This window comes from Comamonas sp. CMM02 (assembly GCF_014851485.1).
In the GTDB taxonomy this organism is placed as follows: domain Bacteria; phylum Pseudomonadota; class Gammaproteobacteria; order Burkholderiales; family Burkholderiaceae_C; genus Comamonas; species Comamonas avium.
Genome location: NZ_JACUZW010000006.1, coordinates 63527 through 83462, shown reverse-complemented (window position 1 = coordinate 83462; position 19936 = coordinate 63527). Strand labels below are relative to the sequence as shown.

Genomic DNA, 19936 nt, shown 5'->3' with positions numbered 1-19936 from the left:
CTATTATTTTGTTAAAGCATCTGAAGTGCGTTGTGCACTTCTTGCTTGCTGGGCAGCTCACTGAGCACCACGGGCGCTTGCCCCGGTGCCAGCAGCACATACACGGGCACACCGCTGCGGCCCAGCTGGGCCAGCGCCTGGGTGATGGCCGGGTCACGGCGTGTCCAGTCGGCACGCAGCAGCGCAACGTTGTGCTGTGCAAAGTTGGCCAGCACGTCACTGTCAGACAGCGTGGTGCGCTTGTTGTACTGGCAGGTCACGCACCAGGCGGCGGTGTAATCCACAAAAACGGGGCGGCCCTGGGCCAGCAGTTCGGCTTGTTTGGGGGCTGACCAGGCTTGCCAAACATCTTGCTGCTCGGCAGCAGCAGCGACAGGCGCAGGCTCGACCAGGGTGCGGCCCGTGCCAACCATCAGCAAGCCGCCGCATACCAGTACAACAGCGGCCAGCAGCACGCGGGTTTTGCCGCGCAGCGTCAGGGCCCATGCCAAGGCGGCCAGGCACAGCAGCAGGGCCAGCAAGGCGGCAGCGCCGTCAATCCCGGTTTGCTGGCCAATCACCCACACCAGCCAGACCACCGTGGCGAACATGGGAAAGGCCATGGCACGGCGGAAGGTGTCCATCCAGGCACCGGGACGGGGCAGCCAGCGCATCAGTGCAGGCACCCAGCTCACCAGCACATAAGGCAGGGCCATGCCCACGCCCAGCGCTACAAAAATACCCAGTGCCTGCGCTGCAGGCATGCCCACAGCAAATCCCAGCGATGCGCCCATGAACGGTGCGGTGCAGGGCGAGGCAATGGCCACCGCCACCACGCCGGAGATGAATGCATCGCCCAGCGGATGGCGTGCGTGCAGGTTGGCAATGCGGTCGGGCACCACGTGGCCCAGCTCAAACACCCCGGCGAGGTTCAAGCCAATCAAGGTAAACAAGGCCGCCAGCCCGGCCACCACCAGCGGCGACTGCAGCTGAAAGCCCCAGCCCAGTTGCTCGCCAGCCGCACGCAGTGCCAGCAGCACAGCGCCCAGCGCCACAAAACTGATGATGACCCCGGCTGCGTAGGCCAGGCCATTGCTGCGCTGTGCGCGCACGTCGCTGCCATGGCGCGCAAAGCCCATGAGTTTGATGGCCAGCACGGGGAACACGCAGGGCATCAGGTTGAGCAGCAGGCCGCCAATCAGTCCTCCCAGCAAAGCGGCCAGCCAACCGCTGGTGCTGACACTGGTGCTGGGTGCGGGCAAGGGGTTGGTGCTTTGTGATTGCTGATTGGCCGCCAATGCCGCTGCCAGCGCGGGCGACACTTGTGCCAGATCGGCGGATTTCCACTGGCCTTGCACGGGGCCGCTCAAGCGCCAGGCCTGTACGGGCGGCGCATGGGCCACATCACCGCCTTGTGCAGGCAGGCCGAGAACAAAATCGAGCTGAGCAGGGGTGTCGCCCCGCATGGCTGACAGCGGCAGCTGCGCCGTCCAGGTGGTGCCTTCCCAGGCCTGTGTCCAGTCTTGCCCCAGCACCGCTGCGTGGTGGAAGGTGTCGGCCGCTTCAGGGTAAAACGCCAGCGTCTGTGCGTGGGCTGCAGCAGGCAGCCCATCCACACGCAACTCAACCCGGTCGCCGCTGGGCAGGGCCGTGAAGCTGGCCTGGGCCTGCGCCAGTGCAACGGGGGCCTGAGCGTGAGCGGCGGCAAACTCAGTGGCCCACTGCGTGTCAGCGACATCTGCAGGGACCCGCAGCTGGAACTGCCCGTCTTCTGGAATGCATTCCACACGGCATACCAGCCACGAGGCCGTCAGGCGAATGTCGATGTTGCCATCTGGGTCAGGCCGAAAGTCATCGGTAACTTTGACCGTAACGGGCAGCAGCACCGTGCCTTCGTAGCCATAGTTGAGCATGTCTCCAACGCGGATCTGCTGGGGAACAGGCCATGCTATGTCTGTGGCCTGCATGCCCGCTGGCAGTTGCCAGTCCAGCTGTGTAGGCAGGCCAGAGTCACCCGCGTTCTTCCAGTAGGTGTGCCAGTCAGGCTGGTGCTGAATGCGCAACCCCAGCTCCAAAGGCTTGCCCGGGGCAATACCTTGCGGTGCCAATGCCACCAGCTGGGCCTGCACGCGCGGGGTGACCACGGTGTCAGACAGAGCGGTGCTGGCGCTGCCCAGTTTGAGCTGAATTTGCGCGCTGGCAGTTGCAGGCAGTAGCACGGCGCACAAGGCCAGCAGGCTGAACAGCCAGACAGCAGCGAAGTGGTGGGCGCAACGAAGGGGGCGAAGGAGGGGAGAAATTGGCATGACGAAGCTTGGAGCCATAAACCGCATTGTGGTTCCTGTCATCGTAGCGTGCGGCTATTTCAGCGGGTGTCCGAAGTGGTGGTGGGTGTTTGCGCAGACAAAAGTTGACGTGGCGCACAGACCGGGTTGGGCGGCTGGGCGGCCACCTCCGACGGGGTTGCCACGGTTTCGGCATCGTCTGGAGCCGGGTTGAGCATGCGCGCCTCGCGCCAGCGCCCCCATTTGTAGTAGGCCATGCTCATCAACATGGCGCAGATGGAGCTGGCTGGAAAGCTCCACCAAATGGCATCAACACCCAGCCATGGCTGCAGCAGCTTGGCCAGCGGCACGCGCACGCCCCATAGTGCAATGCCCAGAATGATCAGCGGGGGAATCACCGCGCCCGTAGAGCGCACCACGCCCGAGAGCACAAAGGTGACCCCAAAAAACACGAACGAGCCCACCGCAATGTGGTTGAGGTGGCGCGCAGATTCCAGTGCAGCGCTGCCATCGGGCAAGAACAGCGCCAGCACATGGCGGTCCAGCAAGAGCATGGGCACGATGAGTGCGCCCGTCATCAGCACATTGCACAGAACACCTGCTTTGGCGGTGCCATCGACACGTGCCCATTGCCCGGCCCCCACGTTTTGCGCCGCCATGCTGGAGCAGGCCGCCCCAATCGCCATGGCGGGCATTTGCACATAGGTCCACAGCTGCAGCGATGCGCCGTAGGCAGAAGAGGTTTCAACGCCATAACCGTTGACCATGGTCATCACCATCAGCATGGCCATGGAGATCATCACCATCTGCACCCCCATGGGCAGGCCTTTGATGACCAGGGCTTTGACAATGACTGGCTGGGGCACGAAAAAATGCAGCTCATGGCTGCCAATCCACAGCGGGTGCTTGCGCCAGTACAGCCACAGCAGCATGGCCACAAAGCTGATGGCGTTGGACACCAGCGTGGCCATGGACGCTCCGGTGATGCCCATCTGGGGGAATGGGCCTAAGCCAAAAATAAGCACCGGGTTCAGGACAACATCCAGCACCACGACCAGCAGCAAAAAAATAAACGGGGTGCGGGTATCGCCTGCGCCGCGCAAGATGGCCGAGACAAAGGCAAACAGGTACAGCAGCGGCATGGCCAGAAAGATGACGCGCAAATAACTTTCGGCCAGCTGTAAAGCCACATCGGGTGTCCCCATCCACTGCAAGATATGGCGCGAGAGTGGATAGCCCAGCAAGGCAATGAGCAGCGAGATAGCGCCAAACAACGTAGCGCTAGAGCCAATCACTGTGCGCGCTTGCGTGAGATTTTTGGCCCCCATGCTTTGCGCCACCAAGATGGTGGCCGCCATGCCCACGCCAAACACCAGGCCAATCAGCAAGAACATGATGTTGTTGGCATTGGTGGTGGCGGTGAGGGCCGCCTCTCCCAGGTATTTGCCCACCCACATGGCATTGACCGAACCATTGAGGGACTGCAGCACATTGCCCGCCAGGATGGGCAGAGAAAACACCAGCAAGGTGCGAGCGATGGGGCCCTGGGTCAGGTCACGGGTTGGGGAGGAAGACATGCAGGGATTGTGGAGCGGCTTGCTATCCAGTCTGCCGGACAGCGCCTAAGATTGCAGCATGTGCCAAAAAACCCATGCCCATTTTTCAGTGGATATTTCTGATCAGCCTGATTTGCAGCGCTGGCCTTCGCGCCGTTGGGCAGAAGTGTCTGCACGTGATTTTGCGCTGGCGCAGCGCAATGGCCTGGCCGCACAGACCGTGGCGGTCTTGCCGGTAGGGGCGGTGGAGCAACACGGCCCGCATTTGCCTTTGAGCGTAGACACGGCGCTGGCCGATGGCATCCTGGCAGCAGCTTTGCCGCAGGTGGCTGCTGATATCCCGCTGCTGGTCTTGCCCACCCAGTCGATTGGATTGAGCCTGGAGCACCAGGACTATGCCGGTACGCTGGGCCTGTCGCCCGCTACGCTGCTGGCTCTGTGGACCGAGCTGGGCGTCTGTGTGGCTCGCGCGGGGATTCGCAAACTGCTGATTTTTAATGCGCACGGCGGCAACGTCAGCAGCATGGACATCGTGGCGCGACAGCTGCGCATGCAGTGCGGTCTGCTGGTGTACCACTGCAGCTGGTTCAACCTGCCGCAGCCGGCAGGGGTCAATGAATCCTTTAGCGCGCACGAGCACCGTTTTGGGGTGCATGGCGGCGAGACTGAAACCTCCATGATGCTGCACTTGGCGCCAGAGCTGGTGCGCATGCCGTATGCGCAAAACTTTGCCAGCACCTCGCAGGAGCGTGCCCAGCGTTTCCCTATTTTGGGCAATGGCAAAAGTGCCAAGCTGGGCTGGGCCATGCAGGACTACAACCCTCTGGGCGCAGCTGGCAATGCCGCTGCAGCCGATGCGCAGCGGGGTCAAGCCTTGGTGGAGGGCGCAGCGACGAGTCTGGCACAGTTGCTAGAAGAAATGCACGCCTTGCCTGCTGCAACGGTCGGTGCGCAGCCTCAGCCTTTGGGTGATTGAAACGGGACGGGCAGGTGAGGCAGCAGACGAACCGCACCCAGCTGCCAGTGGTGCAGTACCTCGCGCAAGATCAATAGCGCGGCGGCCCAGCGTGGTGACTGGGGTAAGTCACCCAGTGGCGCATGCGGATGGCTCGCCTGGCGTGCGAGCAGATCAAATTGCGCTTCAATCGCCTCGCGGCTCAAGACCGGCAGCCGCCCGGAACTCTGCCATGCATCCTGCAAGTCTCGAATACCCAGTGCATGCTGGGCCACCTCCAGCAGGCAGGGGTCGTGTGTCACGAACACGTTGCTGCTAGGAATCAGGCGCGCCACGGGCATGACCGCATCTTCTACCAGCATGATCCCTTGCTCCAGCTGCGCTTCACTGGGCATGTGCTGCTTGAACGTGCGGGTGGCCAGCAAATCCATGCCCAGTTGCAGGTGGTGGAACACCGGCTGAGGATGACCGTTCTCTCCCTCGCTGATCATCAGGCGGCAGCGCTTGTCACCAACGTCCAGCATGGCAATGGCCTGGTGGCTCTGGATGGCATCGCCCAGCATGGTGCGCAAAGAGGCCATGTCTGCCGCAGAAAGCTGGGGCTCCAGCGCATCATCGTCGCAAGGGGTCAACATGAAAGCTCCATAAGGCGGACGTGTTTTCTAGCAAGGAATCATCGTAAACCTTGCGCAAAAAATGCGCTGCTGTGGGCCGCAAAGCATGCGCATGCATGCCTGAGCAGCTGTGCTTTTTTATGCGAATGTCACCCAACTGCGGGTCTCGGTGGTGTCGAGGTGGTTGAGCGTATTAAAGGTCTGCAGCATCAGGCGTTTGGGGCTCATGCTCAGCTCTGTCACCGCCGTATTGCGTATGCGCATATTGAGTGCGATCGACACCTCGGGCGGGCTGCCCAGCACTAAGCTGGTGGCGGTGGAGATGGGCCCGCCACTGCTGACGAGCAGCACATTGCCTGAGTGGTGCTGGTGGCGTATTTGCTCCAAGGTGTGGCGAATGCCATCTGAGAAATCTTCCCAGCTGGGCATGCCTTCAGGGCTGATGACGCCCGACATCCACTGTGCAATCGCATCACACAGCAAACGAAAGTGCGCGCGGTAGGTCTCAGGTGTATCTGCCGGACCCAAAGGCTCCGGGTGTATGCAGCGAATCAATGCGTGGCTGTCGTATTCATTGAGGGCAGGTAAGGCCTGCGCCTCAGGCAGGCCTGGCAATGCCTCACGTATGCCCGCCAATGTTTGTACGTGGCGTTTAAGTGTGCCGGTATAGACCGCATCGAAGTGCATCGAGCGTTCTTGCCAGTAACGGCCCAGCTGCTGTGACTGCTGTGCCCCCAAAAGGCTGAGCTGGTCATAGTCTTTGGCCCCAAACGATGCCTGGCCGTGGCGTACAAGGTAGATGGTTCCCATGGAACGGAATTGTGGGGAATCTAGGTATGCAGGGCTGTCTTGCGGGCGACCTGTTTAGACAGGAAGCACAAGATGTAAAATTGAATGATAATTGTTATCATGCGCATTCATGTGCTTTGTGGTGATGAAGACGGTACGGGCCGTCTTTTTTGTTTTCTAAATCTTTATCGGCGCGAGATTCTGCGAAAAATGAAATTGGTTAGAACGTCGCAAGTGCGGCCTGTCGTGGCTGCTGCTGCATTGCTGTTGGGTGGCGCTGCCAGCGCTCAAGAACACTCTTATGACTCCGAAGATGTTCTAGAAAAGAGCATGCCAACAGTGGATGTGAAGGCCCAGAGCCTAGATTCCAGGCTGTACACCCGCCAGGAGATGGATGCGATCCCGCAAGGAAACAGGGATCTGACATCCTTGATTGCAACCCATCCTGCGGTCAGGCAAAACCCAACCGTCGCAGGCTCAGGAAACCGCGGCAGCTTGGAGCCAGAATCATTTTCTATTCATGGCGAGAGTCCTTACCAAAACCAATTTTTAATAGATGGTATTGGCGCAACCAATGTCATAAGTCCTCAAAACGATAATAGAAACTTACAAATCGGCAATGTGCCTGGTTTCTCTCAAGCCTATAACCTAGATACAGAGCTTTTGGATGCTGTTGAAGTTTACGAAAGTCGCGTGCCTGTGGAGTTTGGGCATTTCACCGGGGGGGTTGTCGATGCGCGCATTAAGACGCCACTAGGAATAAACAAGATTGGTGTCAAGCGTAGCTTTAATAGCTCAAACCTGACGCAGCAAAAGATGCCTCCAAAGGTGTCTGAAAAGTGGGAGGCAGGAGAGCCGGGTTATTCAGCAATATGGAAGAAGCATTTCTCCAGTATTAATGCAGATCTGCGAATTTCAGAAAGTACGGCCGCACTTTTGTCTTTCTCTCGCAGGGAGTCTGAAATTCAAAGAACGGGGAAAGTACTGGACCGTTCATCCGGTATTCCGAATGGCAAAACAACGCGCCTGGTATCGACTGATCAAAACGATCAGGTAGATAACATGTTTGCAAAATTCCACAAGGATTTTAATGGCGGATTAGAGGCGAACGTGACGTTGAAGTATGCAGATCGGCAAGAGAACTTGGTAGATAATTTTTTTGCGGATACGAACTGGATTAATCGTCAAAAAGCATATGGCTTGGGTATTGATGCGATGCAGAGGTCAGATCAGGGTAAGCTGACATTAAAACTTGGAATTGATCAATTGGATGCACTTCGCGAGTCCAACGCGACCGAGTTTGTGACGCAGCAGTTTGCAGATAAATCGTTAAGTCAATATACCTATGGCGGTTATGGCACAGAGGCTTTGGAGCAGCGCCAAATGACTGCCAAGTTGCGCATGGACTGGAATAGTTTTGCAACAGGCAACGTTCAGCACAAAGTCTATGCCGGTGTAGATTTACAAAGTATTGAAGCGAAGTTTGATCGCAAGAACGATGCGTATAGCTCTCGTGCAGTACAGCAGCTGGATGGTTCACAGAAATACTTCAGCAGGACCCATTACATGGCAGGAACAGCTGAGGCCGGTTACAACAGCCTTGGCATGTATGTCAGTAATACGATGCAGCTGGGAAACTGGGGGTGGACCTTAGGTGCTCGTATTGATCATGACAATTTTTTCAAAAATACCAATTTTTCACCTCGCAGCCGAATTGATTGGGATGCGTTTGGTAATGGTAAAACTCAAGTAAGCATGGGTTGGTCTCGTTACTATGGTCTGGACCTGCTGGGTTATGCATTAACTCAGGAAAAGAGCAAACTCAAGCGAACCTTGGTGGACTCTAAAGGCAACGTGGTCAATACGCCTGCTGTTGCTGAAGTGCATATTTTTGATGGTATTAAAACCCCACGATCAGATGAGTGGGCATTTAGCGTGACCCAGCAATTATCTGAATACGTTGAAGGTGGTGTCTCATATGTTCGGAGAGCAAGCCGTGACTCGGTCACGCAAGACAAAATTGATGGTAATTATGTGTATGTGAATGGTGGATATGGCAATGCTGAGACAGCTGTATTGAGTTTGCGTTCATTAAAAACATTCAATCTATTGGCTGCACGGTGGAGTGGCCGAGTAGACTTCAGCTGGCATGATGCATGGCGCAACCATGACACGGCAGAGGCCTGGGAGGCAGGGGCAGAATCACCAGATGATTTGATACTTTATGACGGAAAGAAAATTCAACGGAAAGATAAGCCAGCAAGCGACTTTAGCCAGCCACGAAAGTTGAGTTTTGCGTTTTCCGGTAATTGGCTCAACCAAGGTTTGACCTGGGGTAATCGCATCAATTGGAATAGTAGTAAAAGTGGTGTTGCTTACCTTGGAATTTCTGCTAAACCTGAGCAATTGGAAAAATATGGCGTGCAGAAGATCCCAGCTTACTGGACATGGGATACCTCCATTACCTGGAAACCCAGACAAATGAATGGGTTGATTTTGAATGTGGATATTTTGAATATGTTGAACAAGATCCAACCTATTGCAGTTGCTAATCCATCGGCAGCCAATAATGTTCGTTATAAAATTGGCCGTGAAATCTGGCTCAATGCAGGATACGAGTTTTAAGTATTAAGTATTTTTAGTTTTTTTATCCAGCATATATGAGAGCATAGTGCGCAGCCACCGCGATGGCTGCGCTTTTTACATATGAGAAAAATGAAAATAAATCTCGCGAAAAGCAAGCGATATATGTGCAGCTTTGTATGTGTAGCGGCCATCGCCATGGCGGTGTCGAGCGCCATGGCACAAGTCGTGCGTGCTCCTGCCAACGCCACGACTAAGCTTGCCAAAGAAGCAGCAGCCAATACAGCGGTAGCACGATTGCTCAACGTGGTGAGCAATGAAAATTTTGAATGCGGCATGCCAGCGGGCTGGGACAGCTCCTGCCTGCGAGACAGATACCAGAGAACGCCCGAGCACTGGCCGCGCCCTGTGATTGATTCAGGCAAATTTTGGCAAGAAATGACACAAGTGCCGGCCGTACAGCCGCCAGTCAACGCCAAGGATGCGGCGAGACGTGCTTTGGGGGCTGCTTTGTTTTTTGACCCTGGCTTATCTCGAAAAGGTGGGGTTGCGTGTGCGTCGTGCCACCAGTCGGACAAGTCGTTTGGCGATGGGCTGGCGCTGAGTGTGGGTGAGGACAAGCTCATGGGCCGTCGCCGTGCGCAGACGCTGTTTGCAGCACCTTTTGCAGACAAGCTGTTCTGGGACGGGCGAGCAGGTTCACTGGAAGAGCAATCCAAGGGCTCCATTCAGAACCCGTTTGAGATGAACAACTCCTTGGACGCAGCGGTGGCACATGTGAATGCACAGCCTCAGTACAAGGCGCTGATGCACACGGCATATGGCGCGCAGTCCATCAGCGTGGACGACATGGTGGCGGCGATTGCCAGCTTTGTGCGCACCGTACGCCCGCCCAAAACGCTTGCTGACCAGGTGATTGCGGGTGACACCAAGGTGCTGACAGACCAGCAACTGCTGGGATTGCACCTGTTCCGCACCAAGGCGCGGTGCATGAATTGCCACAGCGGACCGTTGCTGACTGATAACGAGTTTCACGACATCGGGCTGTCGTTTTATAGCCGCCGTAACCAAGACCTGGGCCGTTTTGAAGCCACGCGTGACAAGGAAGATCTGGGCAAGTTCCGCACCCCCAGTTTGCGTGGCGTGATACATGCCGGTCCGTGGATGCACAACGGCTTGTTTCCGGATTTGCCGGGCTTGATGCGCCTGTACAACGTTGGCATGGGCGTGGTGGGGGGCGATCCGGCCAAAGATCCCTACATTCCACCTAAGTCTCCGCACATGAAAGCCATTCACTTGAATGCGCAAGAGATTGATGCCTTGGTGGAGTGGCTTCGAATTTTGTAGCGATTTTTGTCGCCATTAGCACTGAAAGTGCTGATGAGTAAACCGCAGAGTCAGTGCTTGTTGCGGACTGACTCCACGGTTTCTGAGCGCTGTAGCGTTTAAATCTGCACCCAGTGGTTATCGAGTGCCAGATGGGCGGTGCTGGCGACGGTGTTGCGCTGAGGCCATTGCAGCACTTGCTGGGCACCGCCAGACCACAGGGTGCTGGTGCTGGGTTGCAAGGGGTGGATGACGCTGTCGTTGCTGACGCAGTACACGCCTTGCTGACTGTCCTGGCGCAGGCACTGGCCTGTGGCTTGCGCAGTGGCGGGCACTTGCCACCATGTGAGCTGATCTGCACGGGGACAGCTCACAGCAAAATGCAGACCGTGGCAACTGATGTCACCGCCGTAGCCTTGCCATTGAGCACCGGTGGGCAAGTCTGCGGCATGCAGTTGCTGCCCATCAAACAGAGCCAAAACGGGGGCTTGCTGTTTTTGCTCGGCACTGTCGTGTTCGGCCTGCAGCGCAATGCCCAGCCAGCGGCGCTCTGTGGCCCAGGCCACCTCAGGCCCCCAGGCCAGGTGGCGCAAACTCAGCCGGGTATCGGTCAAGCGCCATTGGCCAGCAATCTGACCATCTTGCGCAGGCAGCAGGCGCGCAATGGAAGAGTCCATGTGCGTGAGCTTGAGTTTGCGCCGGCCCGTTTCAGGCTGGGTGGGAATGCCGCCGTTGGCCACCATCAGGCTGCCGTCACGGTCCAGCAGCAACTGGTGGGGGTCCATGCCGCCGGTGCGCCATTCGGCGATTTTTTCCAGCGTACGCACATCGCGCACACCGATCAGCCCCTGGCTGTCGGCCAGATCTGTCTCGGTGGTGTACAGGTGCCTGCCATCATGGCTGGCAATGACATGGCCGTTGAAGGCGCGGTCAGCTTCAATCCAGTGCCACTGTTCTTGACCGTTCGGGTCTACGCGCAGCAGCCAGTCCCCGGGGCGGCGGCTGGCAAACAGCAAGCTGCCATCGGCCAGTTGTGTCATGCCATGTGCGCGGGTGGGTATGGCGTGCGCATGCTGAATGCGCAGACTTTGATCGGGGGAGGCAGGTAGCTGCAAAACCCCCACATAAAGCTCTGCGCCCACGGCCCATGCGGCTGCGAATCGGGGTGCGTTGTCGGTATTGGCCCAACTGGCCAAAGGCATGCTGGCCAGGACTGCCATGCCCTGCAGCCATTGCCGGCGCGTGCTGTGCATGGGCCTAATCCCCGTCTGCGTCAGAAAAACCAATGGTGACGTCCAGCGACAAGGCGACGTCGTTTTCCACCAGGTGCTTGAGCTGCTTGAGTGCCTTGTTGGCAGGGGTGATGGCGTTGAGCGAAACCTTGTCGATCGATTGCATGGCGCTGTCAGCTTGCTGTACAGCAGCGCGCAGCTCATCAGCCAGGTGCTGCCAGCCCTGTACTTCCACCAGTCTGGCAAGGCTGACGTTGTCAGGCATTTGCGGGTTGCCGATGGCCAGTGCGCGCAGGCCGCTCCATTGTGCTTTCCAGCTGGCCAGGGTGCCTTCGCTGGCGGCACGGGTGACTTGCGCCGGCTTGCTGGCAGTGGCGCTGCGCAGGGGTTTTTCCATGGCTTGCCAGCGCAGTCGCTCGACGCCGCCAATCCACTGGTTCAGAAATTCAGCCGTACTGTCAAAATCCAGCGCCGTGAAGTTGGCCGCTGCCTGGTTGGCTTGGTGAAGCTCTTGCAGCTCCTGCGTCAGGTCGGCAGCCACCAAGCGTGCGTACTGGCATGTTAGTGTCTTGGGTGCAGCCACGTCGGCCCACAGCAGATGCTCAAGTGCAGGAAAACCTTTGGCAGGGGCCCCGATGGTTTCCATTGCCGCGAGATCTTTCGGCGCTTTGCGCAGCGCCGCCTTGAGCAGCGGCAGGCGCATGGGCTGAAAGTCCACCATGCGGGCGGTACGGTGTTCAATCTGCGGACCCATGGCGACCGCAGACAGGCGCTCCCAGTCTTGGCTGGCCTGTGTGAAGTTCTCGCGCACTTTCTCCAGGCTGGCTGTGCCAGTGCAGTACTGCTGCAACTGGCTGTGCAATTGCTGGGCTGAGGTGCTGGCCTGTGCAGACTGCGGCACAAACCATTGTGCGTATAACGCCTGCGCAGCTGCGCCCGAGGTCAGAGGCGGCGCTGGCGGTGTTGCGGCATGGCTGCTCACAGCCATGCACAGCACGGCCAGACTCAAAGAAAGTGGGGCAATACGCATTACAGGGATTCCACAAATTGAACCAGGGCTGCGCGGTCAGGCGCAGGCATGTGGCGGAATTGTTCACGCGCTGGCTCGGCTTCACCGCCGTGCCACAAAATAGCCTCGGCAACACCACGGGCACGGCCATCGTGCAGCAGACGCTGGTGGTTGTTCACTGCGGGCAGCAAACCAATGCCCCACAGGGGCGGGGTACGCCATTGCTGGCCGTTGGCGGCAAAGTCAGGGCGGCCATCCGCCAGCGCCGGACCCATGTCGTGCAGCAGCAAGTCGGTATAGGGCGTGATGTCCTGTCCGGACAAGGCCTTGCTGCTCAGACTTGGAAACAGTGCCCCACTGGTGCGATAGCTGGGGCGGTGGCACTGGGCACATTGCGCGGCATGGAACAGCGATTCACCACGCAGCACTTGTTCATCTTGTGCGTTGCGACGTGCTGCAGGGGCCAGGGTGGATTGGTAGAAGATGACCTCGTCGAGCACATAGTCTTCAATTTCGACGCCGTTTTTGCCTTTGGCATTTCCTGTGGGGGCTTCCAGACAGTCTTTTTGTGCAGGGGTGCAAGTCTGTTGCGGAAAACGTTTGGACGTAATGCCGATATCGCCCAGAAAAGCGGCGGACGACTGGTGCGCCACGCTGGCGACATTGGCCTTCCAGCCAAAACGGCCAAGCATCATGCGCTCGCCATAGGCATCCCAGACATAGTTGGGCTGGCCTTTGATGGTGCCTGCAGTGGCCGCCTGTGCCTTGGCATTGGCCAGAATGTCTGATTCGGCAATGGCTTCCAGCAGACCCAGGCCAATCACCTGGGGTGCAATCCGGGGGCTGACCATGACGTCGGCCGCCATGGGGCCGTAACCCAGGTCCGTGAGATGGTAGATGGGCTTTTCCAGGGCATATGCCGTGCCATCTGCGTATTGACCGGGGATGGTTTCGTAGCTCAGAGTGAGCGTGCCTTCACCTTTGACCCCGTTCACACCCATGGTGTTGAATTGATCGCCATACACGGGTTCATGCTTGGGGCCGCCGTGTGCATCGGTGCCTGGCACCGACAGGCGCATCAGCAGGCCAGCAAAAGGCTGTGGTGCCAGTGGATTGTGAAAATCAGGCGGCTGCGCGCGTCCATCTTGTACATGGCAGCCAGCGCACGAGCGCGCCAGGAAGTGGGGGCCCAGTCCATCACGCGCAGTGGTAGACGCCGGGGCTTGCACCCAGTTGCGTTTGAAAAACGAGTTGCCCACCACAAAGCGTGTGCGCTCTGCATCGTTCAAATTGGCGGCGGGCAGAGAAAACGCATTGCGCCCATTGGAGTACACCGTCGTCTTGCCGCCGGGCTGTGCGTCGGCGGCAGGGCGATCAAACAAAGCGCTGGGGGCTTCAGAGGCAGTGGAGCTGGGGGCCGATTGTGCAGTGCAGCCTGCCAAAACCAGGGCAGCGATCAATGCCGAACCGTACATGTGCAAGGGCGTCATAAAGCGTTCAGAATTTCTAACAAATACACCGCAGGTTCAGACCTGCTCACACCCACACTTGAAGTGTGGTTGCTTGGCCTTGGCGTACTGCTTGTACTGCGTGCGGCTTCGCGCTCTGTCCCCCGCGCAAATCTTTGATTTGCTGGGGAATGTGAGTTTGTGTGAGTGGTTCTTAATATGCCCAACGGGCGGCAGCGGTGTATGGCAGACGCAACCGAAGTTGCGTGCGATCAGGGTTCAACCAGATTCAGTTGCTCAATGCCGACAGCCTTGGCAGCATCGACCAGGTCTTTGCTTTGCTGAGTCAGCGAGTCGATGGTGGCTTGAATCTTGGCGCGTGCAGCACTGTCGCGTGCGCCTTGAATGGCTTGGTCAAACGGTGCTGGAATGGCTTGGGCAGAAGCTACGGATTTGGCAATTTGCAGCGAAGTCTTCTGAGCCGCGACTGCGTCGTGTGCTGCCACCCAGTCGCGCAGACCGGGGCCCTTGAGTTCAGAGCCGTCCAGGCGCTTGTAGCTGCCTAGCCAGACGTTCTGGATGCCTTGTGCGTTGGTGACTGCATCGCGGTGCGTGTTGTCAGAAAAGCACGAATGCTCATCTTCCTGGTCACGGCTGGCCATGGCCACTTCCAGGCGTTCACCAGCCAGCTCTCCGCGCGACAGTGAACCAAGGCCTACAAAAATCTTGCGCAGTGACTCTTCTCCCCCCTTGGAGAACTCTGCGCGAAAGTTCTTCTTCATGCCCGGTTTCCACTGATCAGCCACCGACTGCAGATCATCAATCAGCAATTCGGTGACCACCTTCAGGTAGGCACGGCGGCGGTCGGCGTTGGGTTTTTTACCGTCAATGAAGTCGGTAAAGGGGCGTGCGCCGGGGCCGGTGTCGCTCAAATCCTGCCCCCACAGCATGAACTCAATGGCGTGCCATCCGGTGGAAATGTTCTCTTCGCCATCGTGCTCGTTCAGATCTGCCAGGCGCTTTTTGGTGATGGGGATTTTGCGGTTGTTGATCAAGCCGGCGTTGTCATCACCCACCACGTAATCCACGTATGACTCATCCATGGGCCATGCATTGATCTGGCCTTCGGGGCCGTCTTCGTTATCGATAGGGCCGTCATAAAAGCGAAAGGCTTCCGTCTGGCCGTAGAACTCGCGGGCATCCAGCCATGCCTGACGGGCTGCATCCTGCGTGGCCTGGCTAGGTTGGGCCAAAAAAGCATGGATGGCTTTTTGCATCTGCTTGGCCGCAGTGATGGTGTCGCTGTAATTGGCATACACCAGCGTGCTGTAGTGCTGTACCACGTCCTGTGCCTTGAGTTGACTGGCGCTTGCGCTGGCGGCGGCTACGGGTTGAGCGGCAAAAGCGGGCGTCGCAGTGACGGCACCCAGGGCGAGCGTGCTGGCAATCAGGTAGCGGTACATAAGGGCAATAGATATGAGTGGAAGAAGGAAATGGGTATTTTATGCGATTGATAATTATTTTTATTTGCCTTTGAGCAAAAGGAGCGTTTACAAAAGGACAGTGCCATTCACGCAAGTGACCGTGTGGCCGCCGATCCAAAGTTGTTTTTTTGCGTCACGCTGGACAGACACCCAGCCGTCACGGCCCACGCAGGCACCTTGATTGGCCATATAGGGCGGGGATAGATGCCCCTGATTGATGAGCCACTGTGCCAGGCTGCCGTTGAGGCTGCCGGTGACCGGGTCTTCCATGCCCGTGGTCGAGAAAGCGCGCACTTCCAGCTGTGCGGGGGCCTGTGCAGGACGGGCCCGCAAGCCAGTGGCAAAAGCCTCGGCTTCCCGGCAGGCTCGCCCAATCAGGGGCGTGGCATCGCTGTCTTGGTAGAGGCTGGCAACGCCGACTTTGTGGCCCAGCGCTTTGATCTGGGCCATGTCTGGCTCCAGAGATAGAACGGTATCGGGGCTGTCCAGCAGCAGGCACAGCCACTGGGGGCCGTTGTCCAGATAGGCTGCATCGATCACTTGTTCGGTGGTAATTCCCAGTGCGCGATACACCTCGTGCAAATTGTGAGGCAGCGGCAAGGCGCGGGAGTCAGGGGTTGCAAAGGCCAGCCCGGCGGGTGTGCGCTCAATGGTGATCAATCCTTTGGCGCACTCTTGCACGATGGTGCCCGTTGACTGTGGCTGTCCGCCACTGGCTAGCCACGCGTGGCAGGTGCCCAGCGTGGGGTGGCCAGCAAAAGGCATCTCTGCCGCCGGCGTAAAGATGCGCACGCGGTAGTCTGCACCTTGTGCGCGGGCAGCATCGCTGGGGGGCAGAACAAAGGTGGTTTCCGACAGGTTGGTCCAGCGTGCAAAGGCCTGCATGACCGATGTATCCAAACCTGTGGCATCCAGCACCACTGCAACCGGGTTGCCTTTGTAAGGGATGGCGGTGAAAACATCCACGGTCATGAACGGGCGCGATAGGGTGGCAGTAGTGGGCATGTGATGAACTGCTGAGGAAAGCCAAAGAAAAGACAAAGAAAAAGCGCATCACCTGCGGCAGGGGATGCGCTTGGAACGATACGCCACTTAGTGTCGCTAGCACACCACCCTGGATACGTCGTTGCTTTGCCTTGTCGTAGGCCTGTACTGCCTGCGGCTTCGCGCCTCGTCTCCAGCACAAATCAAAGATTTGCTGGATGGTGTGAGCGGCTTTTCAGGCCGCGCCGTTGAGGGCAGTGAATTACTTGGCCAGCTGCGCGCGGATGGCCGCAGCCAGCGCGGCAATGCCCTTGTTGATTTGCTCAGGCGACACGGTCACGTACGACAGGCGCAGCGTGTTGTGCTCTGCCTCATCTGCATAAAACGGAGCGCCCGGCACAAAGGCCATGCCACGTTCCACAGCCTCAGGCAGCAGGTCTTGGGCATTCATGCCCTGGGGCAATGTGACCCACAGGAACATGCCGCCAACGGGGCGTGTCCAGTGCACATCCAGACCTTCCATTTCACGCTCCAGCGCCACCAGCATGACATCGCGCTGCACCTTGTACATGGCGCGGATGGTGGGGATATGGCTGGCCAAGAAGCCATCCTTCATCACCTCTGCCACCACGCGCTGGTTAAAGCTGGGGCTGTGCAGGTCAGCAGCCTGCTTGGCCTGGGTCAGCTTGCCGTACACCGACTTGGGAGCCACGATAAAGCCCACGCGCAAGCCGGGGGCCAGCACCTTGGAGAACGAACCCATGTAGATCACGCCCTCAGGGTTACGAGCCGCCAGAGGCAGCGCAGGCTCGCCCTCGTACCACAGGTCGCCGTAGGGGTTGTCCTCTACCAGCGGGATGTCCAGTTCCTTGGCTTTGTCCACCAGGGCCTGGCGACGTTCCTCGCTCATGGTGCGACCGGTAGGGTTCTGGAAGTTGGGCAAGATGTAGGCAACGCGCGCCTTGTCTTCGCCAGAGCCAACTTTGGCGGCAAAGTCGTCAATCAGCATGCCTTCGCTGTCGCTGTTCACACCCACTGCCACAGGTTCAAAGGGGGTGAAGGCTTGCAGGGCACCCAGATAGGTGGGTTTTTCCACCAGGATGCGGCTGCCCTTGTCCATGAAAATCTTGCCGATCAGGTCCAGTGCCTGCTGCGAGCCCGTGGTGATCAGGATCTGCTCAGGGCTGACATCCCAGGGCAAGAAGTCCGCAATTGCCTGGCGCAGCGCGGGAAAACCTTCGGTGGTGGAGTATTGCAGTGCCGCGGCACCATCACGCTCCATGACCGTGTTGCACGCTTGTGTAAAGGCAGAGATGGGGAAGCTGGCAGGCGCTGGCAAGCCGCCGGCCATGCTGATGATGCCGGGGCGGTCAGTCAGCTTCAGGATCTCGCGGATCGCGGAGGAGTTCATCTTGGCAGCACGTGCTGCCAGTGTCCAGTTCGTCATAACTACTCAATTTCAATAAGCAGCGCGCGCACTGTGCGCGTGCTGGCGATGGCTTGTTGCAAAGAGCATACCGTTGTGCAGCATGGCCAGATAGCCCCTGAAAGTACGGATGTCTGGGGCGCATTGGCATTGGGCGTCAGACCGCAGGGTAGGCGGCGGCGCCGGTGCAGCTATTGTGGAGCCAAGCGCCACAGCTTGCAGGGCTGCCACAGAAAAAAATGCGCAATTTAGGCGCGCAGCATCCAGATGGCGGTGGCGATCAGCAACACAGCCATGCCACGGTTGAACCAGAGCAGGCGCTGGCCGCGTGCCAGCCATTGGCGTAAAACCGCGCCAATACAGGCATACAGCAGGTTGCTGGACAGGGCGTAGAACGCCATGACGGGCAGCACCACCAGCATGCGGGCGGTGAAGTCGACTTGGCCTGCCACCCAACCTGCGACGATGGTCAACGCCAAAAGCCATGCCTTGATGTTGACAAATTGCAGCAAAACCCCTTGCACAAAGCCCACTTGCAGCTGCGATGGCCGCGCTTGCGCCAGTTGCTGGCTGGCCGACAGCTTCCATGCCAGCCAGAGCAAGTAGCCAATGCCCCCCGCTTTGATGCCCCAGCGCAGTGCAGGCACGCTGGTGACCAAGGCTCCAACGCCCAGGGCGCACAGGATGAGCAGCAAAGTCCAGCCGACGGGCACAGCGACCACAAAGCGCAGGCTGCGGCGCAGGCCGTGGTTGGCGGCAAGCGCGGTTGACAGGGTGGTGTTGGGGCCGGGCGAAAAGCTCATGGCGGTAGCCAGAAGGAGCAAAGCCGAAAATTCTTGCAAAGACATGGCGCACAAAAAATGAGTGCCTTACTTTAGAGGGGCAGGTGCAGCGCTGCCAGCGCGTTTGTACCGATGCTAGGCGTGAAAGAAAAAACAGAAGCTGTTAGCGCTTACCCAGCCTAGATTTCAGATAGTTTTAATGCTGAAATGCTTATGTATAAAGCGCTGACAGCTCTTATATTTTTATGGACGGCCAGCCCAGCTGGGGCGCTGGTTGGGCCATTCGCAGACCAGGCGCAGCAAGCTGCGGTTGACGTGCTCGATGGAGATGTCGTGTTCTTCGCACAGTGCACGAATGGTGTCTGCGCCATCTTCGCGCTCCAGGGCCTGTGCCAGTTGCAGGCTGGGGGCGTAGGGGCCTTGACCGCGTACGGCGGCATCGGGAATGCGTTCGGACAGCGGCAGCCGCGTGAGCGTGGTCTCCAGCGGTTCATCGAGCACTTCATGCAGGCGCGAGAACAGGCCGCACAAATAAACTTCGCTGCGCAGCTCCTGGCTGACGCCGGCATCCAGCAAATGCGAGGTGAGCTGGGCGCGCATCACGCTGGACAGGCGGATGGGTTGCAGGTCTTTTTCGTGGCTGGCGTGCACCAGTTGCGTAGCCAGCCATTCTTTCAAGGTGCCGTAGCCGAGCATGACCAGCGCGCGGCGCAGTGAATTGATCGGGTTGCGTGCCCCCAGAGCTGCCGAGTTGGCGTACAGCATGAACCGGTAGGCCAGCAACGGGTCTTCACTGAGGATGGCTTCAAATGTTTCCAGCGACTGGTCGGCGTCGACCGCTTTCATCAGGCGCAGCACGTGTTCGTGCGAAGGGTGCAGCACACGGGCACCACGGATGCGGTGCAGCACGTCTTCGGTGGGCCAGCCCGCAATGGCGCTGGCGTGGTAGTGCTCCAGGCAGCGACGCGCCAGCGACTGGCTGTGGATGTCTTCATACATCTGGCCTTCCAGCAAGGCCAGGCGCTGCGGCACGGGCTGGTCAACGGTGGCGCGCATCAGGATCAGTGCGTCTTGGGGATCCAGGTGCAGCAAACTGCAGGCGTAGTCATTGGCTTCAGCGGTGGTGGGCAAATGGTTCATGCCGCCACGCCACACCAGGGCAATACCGCGCTGCGCCGCCTGTGCCACGCTGGCTTGCAGATCGGGAGAATGCGCCAGCCAGGCCGATTGCACCTCCAGCACCCATGAGGGGCAGGGCGTGATGTGCGACAGCAACGCCTGCAGCAATTGCGGCGATTGGGGCGACAGCAGCAGCAGCGGTGAGGCCGGGGCCCACATTTCGCGCAAGATGCGCAGCAAATGGGCGCTGTCCACCGGCGTTTGAGGGTCGTCGTGCAGGAACAGCTGCACGCCGCTCAAATGCCGCTCGGCATTCCACAGTGGGCGATAGCCCATCACCAAAGCATTCAGAACAAATTCCACGT

At 58.6% G+C, this 19936-nt stretch carries 15 protein-coding genes; 3 read left to right on the top strand and 12 right to left on the bottom strand.

Annotated elements, in window-relative coordinates; translation table 11 throughout:
• Window positions 1-11: 11 nt before the first annotated feature.
• Window positions 12-2285, bottom strand: a complete 2274-nt coding sequence (locus tag IB213_RS16975) for a protein-disulfide reductase DsbD (protein WP_192407998.1) — start codon at window positions 2283-2285, stop codon at window positions 12-14.
• 59 nt (window positions 2286-2344) lie between these two features.
• Window positions 2345-3841 (bottom strand): MATE family efflux transporter, encoded by a 1497-nt coding sequence (locus IB213_RS16970; RefSeq protein ID WP_192407996.1) that lies wholly within the window; start codon window positions 3839-3841, stop codon window positions 2345-2347.
• An 88-nt stretch (window positions 3842-3929) separates the two neighbouring features.
• Between IB213_RS16970 and IB213_RS16965 the strand changes: the two genes are divergently transcribed.
• Window positions 3930-4796 carry a creatininase family protein gene (locus tag IB213_RS16965; RefSeq protein WP_370551231.1) on the top strand — a complete coding sequence of 289 codons (867 nt, stop codon included), beginning with the start codon at window positions 3930-3932 and terminating at the stop codon, window positions 4794-4796.
• On the opposite strand, the gene IB213_RS16960 is transcribed toward IB213_RS16965, so the two are convergent.
• Both IB213_RS16960 and IB213_RS16955 read right to left on the bottom strand, forming a co-directional pair.
• A complete protein-coding gene (locus tag IB213_RS16960) occupies window positions 4778-5410 on the bottom strand; it encodes a hypothetical protein (RefSeq protein WP_191722208.1) in 633 nt (210 codons plus the stop codon). The two genes, IB213_RS16965 and IB213_RS16960, sit on opposite strands and share 19 nt — an antisense overlap.
• Window positions 5411-5527: 117 nt before the next feature.
• Window positions 5528-6199, bottom strand: a complete 672-nt coding sequence (locus tag IB213_RS16955) for a histidine phosphatase family protein (protein ID WP_192407992.1) — start codon at window positions 6197-6199, stop codon at window positions 5528-5530.
• A gap of 99 nt (window positions 6200-6298) precedes the next feature.
• Here IB213_RS16955 and IB213_RS16950 point away from each other — a divergent pair, with 99 nt between their 5' ends.
• A complete protein-coding gene (locus IB213_RS16950; protein ID WP_192407991.1) occupies window positions 6299-8803 on the top strand; it encodes a TonB-dependent receptor plug domain-containing protein in 2505 nt (834 codons plus the stop codon).
• 123 nt (window positions 8804-8926) lie between these two features.
• A complete protein-coding gene (locus tag IB213_RS16945) occupies window positions 8927-10108 on the top strand; it encodes a cytochrome-c peroxidase (RefSeq protein ID WP_192407989.1) in 1182 nt (393 codons plus the stop codon).
• 98 nt (window positions 10109-10206) lie between these two features.
• Here IB213_RS16945 and IB213_RS16940 read toward each other — a convergent pair whose 3' ends face one another.
• From IB213_RS16940 to IB213_RS16905, 8 genes are all read right to left on the bottom strand, one after another.
• A complete protein-coding gene (locus IB213_RS16940) occupies window positions 10207-11340 on the bottom strand; it encodes a DUF1513 domain-containing protein (protein ID WP_192407987.1) in 1134 nt (377 codons plus the stop codon).
• 4 nt (window positions 11341-11344) lie between these two features.
• Window positions 11345-12349, bottom strand: coding sequence for an imelysin family protein (locus IB213_RS16935; RefSeq protein WP_192407985.1), 1005 nt, complete (start codon window positions 12347-12349; stop codon window positions 11345-11347).
• On the bottom strand, window positions 12349-13818 hold the full coding sequence (locus IB213_RS16930) for a di-heme oxidoredictase family protein (protein WP_225561176.1): 1470 nt from the start codon (window positions 13816-13818) through the stop codon (window positions 12349-12351). The genes IB213_RS16935 and IB213_RS16930 overlap by 1 nt, the downstream gene beginning before the upstream one ends.
• Before the next feature lie 230 nt (window positions 13819-14048).
• A complete protein-coding gene (locus tag IB213_RS16925) occupies window positions 14049-15239 on the bottom strand; it encodes an imelysin family protein (RefSeq protein WP_192407983.1) in 1191 nt (396 codons plus the stop codon).
• A gap of 87 nt (window positions 15240-15326) precedes the next feature.
• Entirely contained in the window at window positions 15327-16265 is a 939-nt protein-coding gene (locus IB213_RS16920; RefSeq protein WP_225561175.1) for a PhzF family phenazine biosynthesis protein, read from the bottom strand.
• A gap of 241 nt (window positions 16266-16506) precedes the next feature.
• Window positions 16507-17691 carry a PLP-dependent aminotransferase family protein gene (locus IB213_RS16915; protein ID WP_191722213.1) on the bottom strand — a complete coding sequence of 395 codons (1185 nt, stop codon included), beginning with the start codon at window positions 17689-17691 and terminating at the stop codon, window positions 16507-16509.
• Window positions 17692-17918: 227 nt separating this feature from the next.
• Window positions 17919-18518, bottom strand: a complete 600-nt coding sequence (locus tag IB213_RS16910) for a LysE family translocator (protein ID WP_192407981.1) — start codon at window positions 18516-18518, stop codon at window positions 17919-17921.
• Between the two features lie 177 nt (window positions 18519-18695).
• Window positions 18696-19934 carry an HDOD domain-containing protein gene (locus IB213_RS16905; RefSeq protein WP_370551230.1) on the bottom strand — a complete coding sequence of 413 codons (1239 nt, stop codon included), beginning with the start codon at window positions 19932-19934 and terminating at the stop codon, window positions 18696-18698.
• Window positions 19935-19936: the final 2 nt, after the last annotated feature.

Bases quoted from the DNA above. Each gene is read 5' to 3' on its own strand.
- IB213_RS16960 (WP_191722208.1), bottom strand. From the start codon at position 5,410: ATGTTGACCCCTTGCGACGATGATGCGCTGGAGCCCCAGCTTTCTGCG.
- IB213_RS16950 (WP_192407991.1), top strand. From the start codon at position 6,299: ATGCGCATTCATGTGCTTTGTGGTGATGAAGACGGTACGGGCCGTCTT.
- IB213_RS16915 (WP_191722213.1), bottom strand. From the start codon at position 17,691: ATGACGAACTGGACACTGGCAGCACGTGCTGCCAAGATGAACTCCTCC.
- IB213_RS16955 (WP_192407992.1), bottom strand. From the start codon at position 6,199: ATGGGAACCATCTACCTTGTACGCCACGGCCAGGCATCGTTTGGGGCC.
- IB213_RS16920 (WP_225561175.1), bottom strand. From the start codon at position 16,265: ATGCCCACTACTGCCACCCTATCGCGCCCGTTCATGACCGTGGATGTT.
- IB213_RS16930 (WP_225561176.1), bottom strand. From the start codon at position 13,818: ATGACGCCCTTGCACATGTACGGTTCGGCATTGATCGCTGCCCTGGTT.
- IB213_RS16910 (WP_192407981.1), bottom strand. From the start codon at position 18,518: ATGTCTTTGCAAGAATTTTCGGCTTTGCTCCTTCTGGCTACCGCCATG.
- IB213_RS16945 (WP_192407989.1), top strand. From the start codon at position 8,927: ATGTGCAGCTTTGTATGTGTAGCGGCCATCGCCATGGCGGTGTCGAGC.
- IB213_RS16940 (WP_192407987.1), bottom strand. From the start codon at position 11,340: ATGCACAGCACGCGCCGGCAATGGCTGCAGGGCATGGCAGTCCTGGCC.
- IB213_RS16970 (WP_192407996.1), bottom strand. From the start codon at position 3,841: ATGTCTTCCTCCCCAACCCGTGACCTGACCCAGGGCCCCATCGCTCGC.
- IB213_RS16935 (WP_192407985.1), bottom strand. From the start codon at position 12,349: ATGCGTATTGCCCCACTTTCTTTGAGTCTGGCCGTGCTGTGCATGGCT.
- IB213_RS16975 (WP_192407998.1), bottom strand. From the start codon at position 2,285: ATGCCAATTTCTCCCCTCCTTCGCCCCCTTCGTTGCGCCCACCACTTC.
- IB213_RS16925 (WP_192407983.1), bottom strand. From the start codon at position 15,239: ATGTACCGCTACCTGATTGCCAGCACGCTCGCCCTGGGTGCCGTCACT.